The organism is Bartonella sp. AD24XZML, from assembly GCF_042196485.1.
In the GTDB taxonomy this organism is placed as follows: Bacteria; Pseudomonadota; Alphaproteobacteria; order Rhizobiales; family Rhizobiaceae; genus Bartonella.
The window spans coordinates 85,178-98,101 of sequence record NZ_JBHIQH010000006.1; the positions used below are offsets into that span (position 1 = coordinate 85,178).

A 12,924-nucleotide genomic window follows, 5' to 3' on the forward strand; every position below is an offset into this window, starting at 1 on the left:
AATTAAAAAATCGTATCTCCTTTGGAGAGTGGGAAAAAACATTTAACTGTTGTTCCTTTTCCAGAACCGGTAAGAATTTCAACATGTCCACCGTGTAGTTCAACGAAACTTTTTACAAGGGAAAGGCCAAGACCCGCTCCCGCACGCCCACCATGGTGTGAATGGGAAGAAAAACGTTTAAAAATACGATCAAGGACGTCTTCTGGGATGTCAGAGCCCTGATTGTGAACGCTAAAGACAATGTTATCATCTTGTTCATCGACGCAAAATTCAATAGTACTCGCCTCCGTTGCAAAATTAATAGCATTACTCAGTACATTCACAAAAATTTGATGCAAGCGCTTTTCATCAGCAGAAATAGAATTTAAGGAAGGAGAAATTTGTTGTAAAAGCGTAATATGCCGTCCATTAAGGCGATCTTCTACACGTGCTACTGCTTGTATCATAGCATCGGCAATGTTAACCGATTTTATGTCCAACTCCATAATGCCTGCATCAAGGGTAGCAAGATCAAGAATATCGTTAACAATATTTAAAAGAGTTCCTGATTCTGAATGAATGTGTTCAAGATATTCTTGTTGACGTTCATTGATAGAGCCGAAAATTTGATCACGTAAAATATCGGAAAATCCAATAATATTTGTGAGAGGTGTGCGCAATTCATAAGAAACATGTTGGACAAATTCATTACGCAAACGATCAGCACTTTCTAATGCTTCATTTTTTTCTTGAAGAGCACGCGCAACATGGACAGTGTCCGTAACATTCACAAAAGTAAGCATCGTTTGTCCATTAGGAAGAGGGACCAGAGTATAGTCAATAATCATATCATTTTTAAGATCTATACGACCTGAAAATGTTTCACGTTTTTCAGCAAAACCGGTAATGAACTTGGTAAATTGATCCCATTCTTGCCCCAAGGTTAAGGCTGAACAATGGCTTTGTAACTGTGTAATATGGGTTCCTTCTACCAGTAAATTATAAGGAAGAGACCACAATTTCGACAAGGCAGGATTCGATAAACGAAGGCGTCCATCAGTACCAAAAACAACCACGCCTTCGGAAAGTTTATCAAGTGTTTCACCTTGTATTTTAATAAGTGTATTATAACGGCGTTCAAGATCAATTTTTTCTGTAAGGTTTTCGTAAAGCCAAGTGACACCTCCTTGTGGATGAGGGTTCGAGACAACACGCACCGTACGCCCATCTGGAAGATTCCAAATTTGTTGGTTCGATTCTGTTTGCCAATAGGCTTTTAAAAGTTCTTCTTTCCATGCGCGCCAATCAGGGTGTTCAGCAATGAGCCCCTTTTCACGTAAACGTTCAAGAAACAATGTATGGCTTGGTTCACTTTCTAAAAAAGAACTCTCCAACGGCCATAAAATTTTAAAAGCATGATTACAGAATTTTAATTTTTGGTTTGTATCAAAAATGGCTACAGCTGTTGAAATTTGGTCAAGTGTTTCACAATGGCTTTGAAGAACATATCTTAATTCATGAGCAAGATTTTCATATGCGCTGTCATCACGTGCAAAAGCTGCCATCCCTTCAGCTGTTGTAATACGTGTGAGATGAAAACGATGCCGTTCTCCACCAATAACCGTATGAACATGTTCTTGAAAAATTGTTTCTGTTTCATCTGTTTTGCGTTGTGTATTTTCATTGAAAAGATCCCCCACGTCATCACTGTCTTCACGAAAGTCTGTTATTTCTCTAAAGGTGCGATTGATAAAACAAACTTTTCCTTCACAATCTTTTATCCATACGGGCTCTTGAATAAGATCAAGAAGATTACGCTGCATTCTCAGTTCAGTAAGAAGACGGGCGATATCTTTCTGTAAACGAGCATTTTCACTCTGTTGTTTTGAGATATCTTGAAAACGAGCAATAGCGACTGTTCCTGCGATGACTCCTGTAACTTGTAGCAGTACATTGTTTGTGGTGGTGATAGAAAGATCAAAAGGGTGACATTTACAACGTAGTTGAGTCAATGTATAATCAAGTTCTCGCAGAGAATTTTCTTCAACCCAGAGCTCAAAACGCTGAAAATCTTTCTGATCAATTCCTATTTTTTGCAATGCAGAAAGGGCACCAACGACACGGGGTAAGGTTGTTGGATTCTCCCAAATAAGGAGGAATTGCTCGGTTTCTTCTAGAAGCCATTCATAATATTTAAGTTTTTCAGAAAAATTTGCCTGAATTATCTTCAAAGTCTTCTGTGCAGTTTTTTTTGCACGCATGATAACAGCTAGGCACGTGAGAAGTAAGGCACAAGAAATTCCTCCACACAGCGCTAAAAGCAGCCATGGACCATTCGGCAAAGTGAAGAAAAATGGTAAATAACCTTCCAATGACTGAGCAACAGCGCATGTTGGAGAAAAAAAGAAAAAAAGGCAAAATATATACGTATATATTCGGATCATTTTTTGAGCTTTTTCTTTGGGGTTATAGTCACCAAAGCTGCGCACGATATCTTTCCCTTTTTTAACCCAAGGAAACGTATTAGTAACGGTAATGGTTTGGTTTATAAGGTCCTTGTGGTGAGACTCCAATATAAGCGGCTTGTTCTTCTGATAAAACACTTAATTTTATTCCTAACCGATCAAGATGTAGACGTGCTACCTTTTCATCAAGATGTTTAGGCAAAACAGTGACTTCATTTGTATAGTGTTCTGCACGGGTAAAAAGTTCAATTTGCGCTAAAACTTGATTAGTAAACGAGGCTGACATGACAAAAGAAGGATGCCCAGTCGCATTCCCGAGGTTTAACAAACGTCCTTCAGAGAGCAAAATGATGCGTTTTCCATCGGGAAAGGTGATCATATCAACTTGTGGTTTAATATTTGTCCATGGCAAATTTCTAAGGGCAGCGACTTGGATTTCGTTATCAAAATGACCAATATTTCCAAGAATACACATATCCTTTACTTGTCGCATATGATCTAAACGAACAACATCTTTATTGCCTGTTGTCGTGATGATAATATCAGCACTGGAAGCAGCATCATCCAAATTAACAACTTCATAGCCATCCATAGCGGCTTGAAGAGCGCAGATAGGATCAATTTCTGTTACTTTAACACGAGCCCCAGCACCAGAAAGAGATGCTGCTGAACCTTTTCCTACATCACCATAACCACAGACAATGGCAGTTTTACCAGCGATCATCACATCTGTTCCACGTCGAATACCATCGACCAATGATTCTTTACATCCATATTTATTATCAAACTTTGATTTAGTGACGCTATCATTAACATTAATAGCAGGAAAATGTAGAAGTCCTTCTTTTTGTAACTGATAAAGACGGTTTACACCTGTTGTGGTTTCTTCGCTTACACCTTTAATCGCTGCGCGCTGTCGTGTAAAAAAACCTGGCGTTGCATCCATACGCTTTTGTATTTGTTTGAAAAAAATTTCTTCTTCTTCTGTTTTGGGATGCGATAAAATATCTTTATTTTGTTCTGCACGACTTCCCATTAAAATATAGTTTGTGGCGTCAGCTCCATCATCTAAAATAAGATTGGAAGGATTACCATCTGGCCATTGGAAGATTGCATCTATATAAGTCCAATATTCTTCCAATGTTTCACCCTTAACGGCAAATACAGGAATGCCAGTTGCGGCGATAGCTGCTGCTGCATGGTCTTGCGTAGAAAAAATATTGCTAGAGCTCCACCGTATATCGGCGCCAATCGCTTTTAATGTTTCAATTAAAACAGCTGTTTGAATTGTCATGTGCAATGAGCCAGAAATACGCGCTCCGCGCAAAGGTTGACTGGAAGAAAACTCCTTACGACAAGCCATCAAACCAGGCATTTCTGTTTCAGCAATATCAAGTTCTTTACGACCATAAGCGGCAAGTGCAATATCTTTGACAACAAAATCTTGAGCTGCCATTCTTCATTCCTTTAAAATAAGTTTTTCCAAGACGGTAGGAGAAATTAAAAAAAAATGCAAGACAAGAAGAGGACTTCTTTATGTGAAAAAGCTCTTTTAAAATCTCCATAAATTTGTGCAACAAATATGCATTTATGGATCTGAGTAGTGATGTTACTGACAGAATAGGAGATCTTCATGATAAGTCTTATTATATAAACAAAATTCTATCCTTTTCACGTAACTTTAAAGCTTTTAAAAGTCTCCAGAGGGAATACCTTTTAAATAATAAAAATGGTGCATTGCTTTACAGTTTTTATATCGATTTTTATGGGATAATATCGAAAGTAGTATACTCGTATTCTACTCACTTATGCGGTTGTTGAAAAAGGAAGAATTACTATAATCTCATGACTAAGCTTTTTAGCAAAATAATATAAATGCAAAGCCATAGATTATCTGTTTATGGATAGGCAGTTCAGAATCGGTTCTTTAGGATTCCAATGTTGCACCTGCTCTTGGATAAAGACAGTTTATAAGAAGTACTTTTCTCCTGTTTTCAACGATTTTTATCAAAAGACTATAGATATACGATTAAACATTTTTTGTGATACTGAATAGAGTATTTAAAATGTAAAAACATCACTCTATTGAATACTCTGATTTTAAAACCGCTAACGACGCGCTATGAATTATAAATCAAATAATTAACTTAGTTTTGGAAGAATTTATTCTAGACGAGTAGGTTTTGGGAAAATTGACCATGTGGACGAAATCGCCAGAGATAACTTGGCAAGAATGCTGCCATTGCTCTGGGGGTAATACCTACACCTTCTAAAGTATATCCATTCTCTATAGCTTCTTTAGAAACAATGTTATCCATTTGCAAAAAACGTATCTGATTGACTGTTACGAGTGTTGGTACAAAAGGCAATTTACCGATAGTTCCCAAAATTCCTCCAATCAATAGACCAGCAGAAAGAGGCATGGATAGGATTGTTTTTTTACGGTGAATAATTTTGAGTATATTTTCAAGAGTATTTTGAAAGGTGATAATCTGGGGACCACCAAGATCATAATTTTTTCCCCAAGCAACCTGTCCATCTAAAGCGCGCGCGATAAACTCAGCAACGTCACCAACATACACGGGTTGCAATTTGCTTTGCCCACCCCCAAAAAGAGGCATAATTGGTAAAAAACGTGACAAATCTGCTAAGGTGTTAAAAAAACAATCCTCTGGTCCAAAGATAACGGATGGACGGATAATAATTGCTTGAGGATGCTTGTTATGAACGATTTGTTCACCCATAAACTTAACACGTGCATAAAGACATGAAGCATTCTCGTTAGCCACAAGTGCTGACATATAGATGAGTGGAATAGCAGCTTGTGCTGTTAATTCAGCAACATTGTAAGCACCATCAATTTGTGTGTTTTTAAAATTCGATTGATTTGCTTGTTTTAAGCTACCAGGTAAAAACACTGCCGCATCAGCTCCAAGCAACGCGCGTGCAACAGAGGCACGATGCTTGATATCCGTTTTAAGCATTTGGGTTTGTCCTACTTCTCCTATTTGGAGCATGTAATAAGCTTTTTGTGGATAACGAACAGCGATACGAACGCGATATCCCCGCTTAGTCAAAGTTTCAACGACATGTCGTCCTACAAAACCAGATCCGCCAAAAACAGTAATAAGTTTAGGATGTTGATAAAGTGCACAATCAAGTTGCATGATTAAAAAGTCTATCTTTCAAAGCTTTAAAATAATCAATTTCTAGCATGGAGGTGTTTTATTGTCACGTAAAATATCTCCCGCAAGATAAAGGGAACCACTAATAAGGACAATTGCCTCTTTATATTCGGCTCTAATCTTATGCAAAGCATCTTGTAGATGTGCTTGTGGAGTAGCAAAGATTCCTGCTTTTTGCGCTGATTCAGCTAATTTTATTGGAGAGATATTGGCATTATTGTTAATTAGCGGTATCGTATATATTTTATCGACAAGGTTCACTAAGGAACGAAAATAACCGACAGCATCTTTGGTATTGAGCATGCCAGCAATCATAATAATAGGACGATCTGTTTTTTTTCTCCATTGTGTAAGTTCTGCTGCAATAACTTTTCCAGCAGCAGGATTGTGACCACCGTCTAACCATAAATCAATATTAGGAGACAGTTGATCAACCAAATGTCCTTGGATAAGATGTTGCATCCGTGCGGGCCAATAGATATTTTTCAAAGCATCATTTATGGCTTGTTCTGAAAGTTGAAAGCCCGCTTGATAGACTGCTTCAAGAGATGCGCCAGCATTGGCAATTTGGTGGCCTCCAATAAGGTTAGGAAGGGGAAGATCCATGAGACCTTGATTGTTTTGAAAAACCATACGTCCATGTTCTTTATAACTTTGATAATCTTGATCAAATAGAGAATAAGGTGCTTTATTTTTATCGGCAAGGGGTATTAAAGTAGCAAGAGTTTCTTCATAATTTTGCTTCCCGATGACTACTGGAACGTTTGGTTTGATAATTCCCCCCTTTTGAAAAGCGATTTGAGCAATTGTGTTTCCAAGAAAGTTCTCATGATCATAATCGATGGGCATAATAAGCGATACAGCTGGTTTGTTAATGACATTGGTAGCATCAAAACGTCCTCCCAATCCAACTTCTAAAATGACAACATCAGCTGGATGTATACTAAACAGCATAAAGGCAGCGGCTGTAAAAATTTCAAAAATAGTAATCGGCTCTTGACGATTTACTTTTATAATTTCACGGATTGTCTCAGCCAATTGGTTTTCTGTAACAAGTTGACCACCTCCTTTTTGACCTATCCGGCAGCGTTCATTCCAGTTGACGAGATGAGGTGAGCTATAGACATGAACGCAGTATCCTGCACTTTCTAAAAGAGCACGGCAAATTGCTGAGGCAGATCCTTTGCCATTTGTTCCAGCGATGTGAATAATAGGGGCAAGTTTTAAATGTGGATTACCAAGACGCTCTAAAAGGTGAATAATACGCTCTAAAGAAAGATCAAATTTTTTCGGATAATTTTTTAGTAAATCATCTACCACCTTTTGTATTTGGCTTTGTTGCATAAATTTAAGCTGCTTTTGTTGTAGAAAGCGATGTTTGAGAGTCTGTAGGAGATGGATCGGAAGGGTTAAAAACAGCAGGGCGTTTCATCATCAAACGTAAAAGACGCGCAATCGTTGTTTTCATTTCTAAACGTGATACAACCATATCAATCATACCATGTTCGAGCAGATATTCACTACTTTGAAAACCTTCTGGTAGGGTTTCGCGTATAGTTTGTTGAATCACGCGTGGACCAGCAAAACCAATCATAGCGCCAGGTTCGGCAATGTGAATATCACCAAGCATGGCGTAAGAAGCAGTAACACCACCGGTGGTTGGATTAGTCAGCACAACAATATAGGGAAGTTTTGCTTCTTTCAACATTTCAATCGCTACAGTTGTACGAGGCATTTGCATCAACGAGAGCGTTCCTTCTTGCATGCGTGCGCCACCAGAAGCAGAAAAAAGAACCAGCGGACGCCTTTCGGCAATGGCAGTATCAAAAGCTTTGATAATAGCTTCTCCTGAAGCCATACCGAGTGATCCACCCATAAAGGCGAAATCTTGAACGGTTGCAATGATTGGTAAGCCTTCAATCGTACCACGTGCACTTAAAATATTATCATCAACACCAAGTTTAGAACGATAATCTTTTAACCGGTCAATATAGCGTTTTTCGTCACGAAATTTTAAAGGATCTGTTACAACTTTTGGATTTTCAAGAGCTGTATAAACGCCATCATCAAAGAAATGCATGAGACGATTTTTAGCGCTGATACGCATATGATGGCCAGAATTGGGAGCTACAAATTGATTAGCTTCCAGATCTTTATGGAAGATCATTTCACCATTGGTAGGATCTTTAATCCATAGATTTTCTGGAATTTCACGGCGCCCCAATATAGAGTTAATTTTAGGACGAACATAATTTGTAATCCAGTTCATCTTTATAACCTTCCTTTAAATATTACACATCTTTCGCATGATTTGAAAGAATATGAACCTAAGCAGTCACATTTGCTTTACCGATGGAACAAAGGAGTCTATTTAATACTTTTATCAGTGTACGTATAGCTTGTTTTTTAACTTTTTAATTTTCCAATATCATAACAATCATATCTATGAAGAGTATTCTCTATAACAAATTTCTCATAAGTTTAAGAACTTACATGTTTTTATTTTTTTTACTTTGGTATTAAAATTCACTCCTTGCGATGGTTAACAAATCCCTTATTTTTTAATAAAAATGAATATCCAATTAATCACTTGTATCAACGGTTCTGAAGAAAAGAAACCTTATAATATAAGCCGTTAATAAGGCTAAAATAATCCATTTAAAATACTGTATAAGACGACATCATATTAGCGAAACGCTAACATCAGAGCAAGATTTTTTTCAAAAGGTTTTTTAAAGCGCGTGCTTTTCACAATTAAAATAGAATACGCTCAAAATACCATTATATTACTCATTTACGTGTTTATTTTACACAGATATCTTTCAATAATTTCCAAAACTCTCTTATGAAGAGTATACACTCTCCATGAATGGTATAAAAGACATTATGCTATCCGTTTTTACTGAAATAGAAAGTACAAAGCGGCACCATCATATTCTTTTTCAGTTTTCAATACGACGATAATGTTTGCATTAAGAGGATTCATACAAAGATATTTCACGCCTTTTTGAAAGTACTTTTATCCGCACACCACCTCCGTTTATAACATATTAACAAACGATTTCAATTGACCCAATATGAATAGGATTAAAATGAGAAACCCTCATAATATTTAGGTTTTTCACTTATGTTGTGAAACGATAAGTTATCATTATAAATCAATATATTGCTTTAATAAAAGATAAAGCATAAAATTTTATATTATGCTTTCTTTGGCTGGCAAGTTTTATTAACCTTAAAGTCAAGGAACACTATTTTTGTGTAATGCGTGCCATGGTCTTTTGGGAAAGCATTTTGTGTAAATATGTCATAAAGGCAGCTGCAAAAAGCGGTGTTGCTAAATTAAGAATTGGAATCGAAACAAAAAGCGCTATCAATAATCCTGCGCCAAAAACCGTTGTGTAATGAGTATGTAAAAAAGCACGGGCATCTTGTTCTGTTCGAAAACGGTAAGCCGCAAACAAGAAATATTCATGACCGAGCAAATAACCATTAATAAGATAAAAAGCAATTAAATTAATACCTGGTATGAAGAATAAAATAAAAGCAATTCCATTACCAAGAAGGCTTAAAATAACAAATTTAAAAGAAATGATAAGAGAACGCTGAAACGGCAAAGCTTGTCCAATAGGCTCGTTTGGGTACTCCTCTTTTTCAATGATTTCAGCAGCAGAGTCAATGAAAAAACCACCAATCATAGCTGAGATCGGTGCAATAAAAAAAGCCAACAAAAGAGCCAAACCAAGATTAAAAATGATAAGCATGCTAAAACCAATCCATCCCGCCCAACTAGGGAGTCCAGGAAGAATTTGAGCAATCCAGGGCCAAAAGTAAGACACAAAAAGTTGGTGCACACATAACCATAAAATGGTGAGAATGAAAAAAGTAACCCCCAATGCTTTCAGTATCATAATACGATATTGCGAGGTCAGAAGACGTTGTAAAGCACGATAAGCAGCAGTAAAAATCATAGATTAACAAACTAAGGAAAGAAGCAAAAAAAACAAGAAATATATTTAAAGTATGTACAGTGTAATTTTTTCTTTCTTTGAATTACAAGATTTTTTTTCAAGAACATTATAAAAAACAGTTAAGGTTTCTTTGTTAAAAATAAAGTTTGAATAAATAGAAATTTTGATTTTTAAAAACAAAGAAGAATTTAAAAAGTAGCTGTTGTAGAAGAAATTTTTAGTATTTTTATACATAGTGTAGATTATTGCGTTTATATGATATATTTAAAAAATTAAGGAATAAGAACTATTTTGGAGAAAAGTTGTTTACTTCTATTTATTCAGTAGAGTTATCTAACTTCGTTTATCTAAGTGTTTAATTGTTTTGCACAATTCCTAAAATTCTGTACTTTTCTACTATTTGGCGGCATGCTTTTGTCTCTCGCTTTCAAAAAATGAGTTCAATGGAATAGGGGTAACGTAGTAGCTCCGTAGATATTCTAATTTTGGGCAACAGAATGATTAATATGATAGAAGTGGAAAAAATAAGCTTAGGCGATTGACCGTCCGATCCCATAGAAGAGCAGTTTTTTGAGAAGAAGCAAAGAAAGGGAGAAACCACGGATGCTTAAAAATGATGAGATTTTGAATTTTAAAAGCTATAAGTGCAATGAGGTAAGAATTCATTGAAACACTTTTCATACAAGTGGTGCACTGTATCAAATAATTTTTAGATAATAACACCACTAATTTATTGAAGAGAATTGATCATTTTCAACTTGAATAAGAATCCAAAATATAGAAATATTCTTTAATTTCAAAGACTCTATTAAACATCAAAAAATTATTTACGTACACATTATAGGCGAGACCAATGTATGGATACAAAGCTTTCAATAAAGGAATAAAAATGCTTCTCATGAAACATCACAATGTGAGGATATCATGGATAAAATTCTAGTTTTTGTGGTCTTGGTATTCTGGAGAGAGGACACACACATTTAATTTTAAAGACCGATCACTGAGAAAAATAATAAAGGCTTCAGTTTCATAAACTTATAGACAGTGGTGCAGTGAATTTTGTCTACACTCTTTATAAGCGTCAGTGTGAGATATGCTTCAAATTGCATTGAGATATTATAATATCATTGATTTATACATTATTTTTCATAGCGAATAAGAGCTCAAAATAAAGTTTTCATATTTTCTCATTAGCTGCTCTCATCATGAAACAATCAAAATCATTTATTTGCATATCATAAATATGACCGATATGTGGATAAAAACATTGAAGAAAGAAAATGCTTTTTATAAATTTTATCCATTACAAGAGCTTTGTCAAAATTGATGGTAGCCAAAGTGAATGATAGCTTGTTTTTTTTATAAGCTGGCGAGACAGTGGTGCAATAGATCCTACTTTTATGAAGGCTAGGGTGAGATAGGATTTTTTAAAAAAACATTTCCCAACGCTCATCACACCCATTTCGCAACAGCGTTTGTGAATGGTATATGGGTAAAGCTCTCGTGAATAATATAAAACTTATAGGGCATCACTAACTTTACGCTTAATAAAAAGAGCACGCTGGCACCATCATCCTCAGTGTTTGTCCGAGACAAGCCCTTGGTTCTTGAGACGGTCCATTATAAGCGCTTTTAGTTCTTTCTGAAACGTTTTGTATTCATACAGTTATCCTTGTTTACAACGTGCAAGAAAATGATTTTTATTGATTCAACATGAGAGAGATTGGGAATGAGAGAATCTTATGATATTTGGGATTCTAATTTAATATGAACAATGCGATATTATCATTATAAACCAGAAATATTATATACTAATTGAGATGGATAGACACCTATTGTCAGTTCTATTTTATAAGGTGTTTTAATATCAACGCGTTTGAAGAGTTCTTATTTGCAAAGGGGTATATTTTCCTCATGAGGAGTAGGTATTTTGGGGGCAAAAAATGATACAATCACGTTTGCTAATTTTTGCGCTACGTGTTGTTTACTCATATGGGGCCATTGTTCAACTTTTTTTCTACTTACGAGATAAACTTGATTTGTATCAGCGCCCATGACACTTGTACCATCTAGTTGAAGAGAAATATCATTAGCAAGAATGAAATCAGCTCCTTTTTCAACACATTTTTTTTGTGCATTGGCAATGATATCACATGTTTCAGCAGCAAAACCAATGACCAATGAGGGGCGGTTTGGAGCGTGTCCAATCGTTGCTAAAATGTCAGGATTTTCAACCATATGAAGGGATGGTGGTATTTTATGAGCATTCTTTTTAATTTTGTGTAAAGACTGCGTTTGACTGCGCCAGTCACAAACAGCGGCAACAAAGATAGCACCATCAGCAGGCAATGCGGTTTGAACGGCTTGTAACATCTGTTGTGCTGTTTCAACATGAATGGTTTTTACTTCTTGTGGGTCTGCGAGATTAACAGGTCCACAAATAAGTGTTACTTTTGCACCCAAATGTGCAAGAGCGGTTGCGATGGCATGACCTTGTTTACCTGAAGACCGATTAGCAATATAACGCACTGGATCAATTGGTTCATGAGTAGGGCCAGAGGTAACGATGAAATGGCGGTCAGAGAGAGGTTTTTCATGCACATTCAAAAGATTCTCTATGGTAGCGACAATAGTTAAAGGTTCGCTCATGCGTCCATATCCCATCTCGTCACGTTCAGCCATATTTCCGATTTCTGGTCCGATGATATGAACGCCATCTGCGCGCAATTGTGCAACATTGCGAATAGTGGCTGGATGCGTCCACATGGACGGATTCATAGCGGGTGCAATCAAGAGTGGACAGCGTGCCGCTAAAAGAATGCAATTAGCCAGATCATCTCCTATGCCATTGGCTATTTTTGCAATACGGTTGGCTGTAGCAGGAGCTAAAATAATCAGGTCAGCATCACGTGCTAATCGGATATGTCCGATATCGTGTTCTTCTTCGTGTGAAAATAAATCAGTATATACAGTACCACCGCTTAAAGCTTCAGCGACTAAAGGCGTAATAAATTTTTGCGCTGCTTTTGTCATCACAACTTTTAAATGTGCTCCACGTTCTTGTAAACGGCGAATCAAATCAAGTGCTTTATAGGATGCAATACTTCCACCAATAATAAGAAGGAGAGATTTTGATTTCAATGATTGCATTTCAACAGCGCTAGCATGAAGGGGTTGTGTGGTGAGAAGAGAGGGATTGCTCAAAAGGCGCCGGACTTCTTCTTCCATAGAAATACCATTTTGCGCGGCGCGTATGCGCAAAGCTTCTTTGGTTTCAGGAGACAGGTTACGAATGGTAATACTGGCCATAAAATACCTCCAAGA

7 protein-coding genes are annotated in these 12,924 nt (G+C 36.6%); all 7 read right to left on the minus strand.

Features of this window, described 5'->3' with window-relative positions:
* Positions 1-2: 2 nt before the first annotated feature.
* Positions 3-2,468 carry an ATP-binding protein gene (locus ACFIMX_RS00480; protein WP_375639485.1) on the minus strand — a complete coding sequence of 822 codons (2,466 nt, stop codon included), beginning with the start codon at positions 2,466-2,468 and terminating at the stop codon, positions 3-5.
* Between the two features lie 34 nt (positions 2,469-2,502).
* A complete protein-coding gene (ahcY, locus tag ACFIMX_RS00485) occupies positions 2,503-3,900 on the minus strand; it encodes an adenosylhomocysteinase (protein ID WP_375617473.1) in 1,398 nt (465 codons plus the stop codon).
* Between the two features lie 712 nt (positions 3,901-4,612).
* Complete coding sequence (locus tag ACFIMX_RS00490; protein WP_375617474.1) at positions 4,613-5,611, minus strand: complex I NDUFA9 subunit family protein; 999 nt, start codon at positions 5,609-5,611, stop codon at positions 4,613-4,615.
* A gap of 42 nt (positions 5,612-5,653) precedes the next feature.
* Positions 5,654-6,973 (minus strand): bifunctional folylpolyglutamate synthase/dihydrofolate synthase, encoded by a 1,320-nt coding sequence (locus ACFIMX_RS00495; protein ID WP_375693888.1) that lies wholly within the window; start codon positions 6,971-6,973, stop codon positions 5,654-5,656.
* A 4-nt stretch (positions 6,974-6,977) separates the two neighbouring features.
* Positions 6,978-7,898, minus strand: coding sequence for an acetyl-CoA carboxylase, carboxyltransferase subunit beta (gene accD, locus ACFIMX_RS00500; RefSeq protein WP_375617476.1), 921 nt, complete (start codon positions 7,896-7,898; stop codon positions 6,978-6,980).
* 982 nt (positions 7,899-8,880) lie between these two features.
* The gene (locus ACFIMX_RS00505; RefSeq protein WP_375617477.1) at positions 8,881-9,600 is read right to left on the minus strand and encodes a sulfate transporter family protein; all 720 of its coding nucleotides are present in this window, start codon (positions 9,598-9,600) and stop codon (positions 8,881-8,883) included.
* Between the two features lie 1,887 nt (positions 9,601-11,487).
* The gene (gene coaBC / locus ACFIMX_RS00510; RefSeq protein WP_375617478.1) at positions 11,488-12,909 is read right to left on the minus strand and encodes a bifunctional phosphopantothenoylcysteine decarboxylase/phosphopantothenate--cysteine ligase CoaBC; all 1,422 of its coding nucleotides are present in this window, start codon (positions 12,907-12,909) and stop codon (positions 11,488-11,490) included.
* Positions 12,910-12,924 lie beyond the last annotated feature (15 nt).

Excerpts from the sequence above, each read along its gene's own strand:
- ahcY (WP_375617473.1), bottom strand. The coding sequence starts at position 3,900 with ATGGCAGCTCAAGATTTTGTTGTCAAAGATATTGCACTTGCCGCTTAT.
- ACFIMX_RS00490 (WP_375617474.1), bottom strand. The coding sequence starts at position 5,611 with ATGCAACTTGATTGTGCACTTTATCAACATCCTAAACTTATTACTGTT.
- ACFIMX_RS00495 (WP_375693888.1), bottom strand. The coding sequence starts at position 6,973 with ATGCAACAAAGCCAAATACAAAAGGTGGTAGATGATTTACTAAAAAAT.
- accD (WP_375617476.1), bottom strand. The coding sequence starts at position 7,898 with ATGAACTGGATTACAAATTATGTTCGTCCTAAAATTAACTCTATATTG.
- ACFIMX_RS00505 (WP_375617477.1), bottom strand. The coding sequence starts at position 9,600 with ATGATTTTTACTGCTGCTTATCGTGCTTTACAACGTCTTCTGACCTCG.
- coaBC (WP_375617478.1), bottom strand. The coding sequence starts at position 12,909 with ATGGCCAGTATTACCATTCGTAACCTGTCTCCTGAAACCAAAGAAGCT.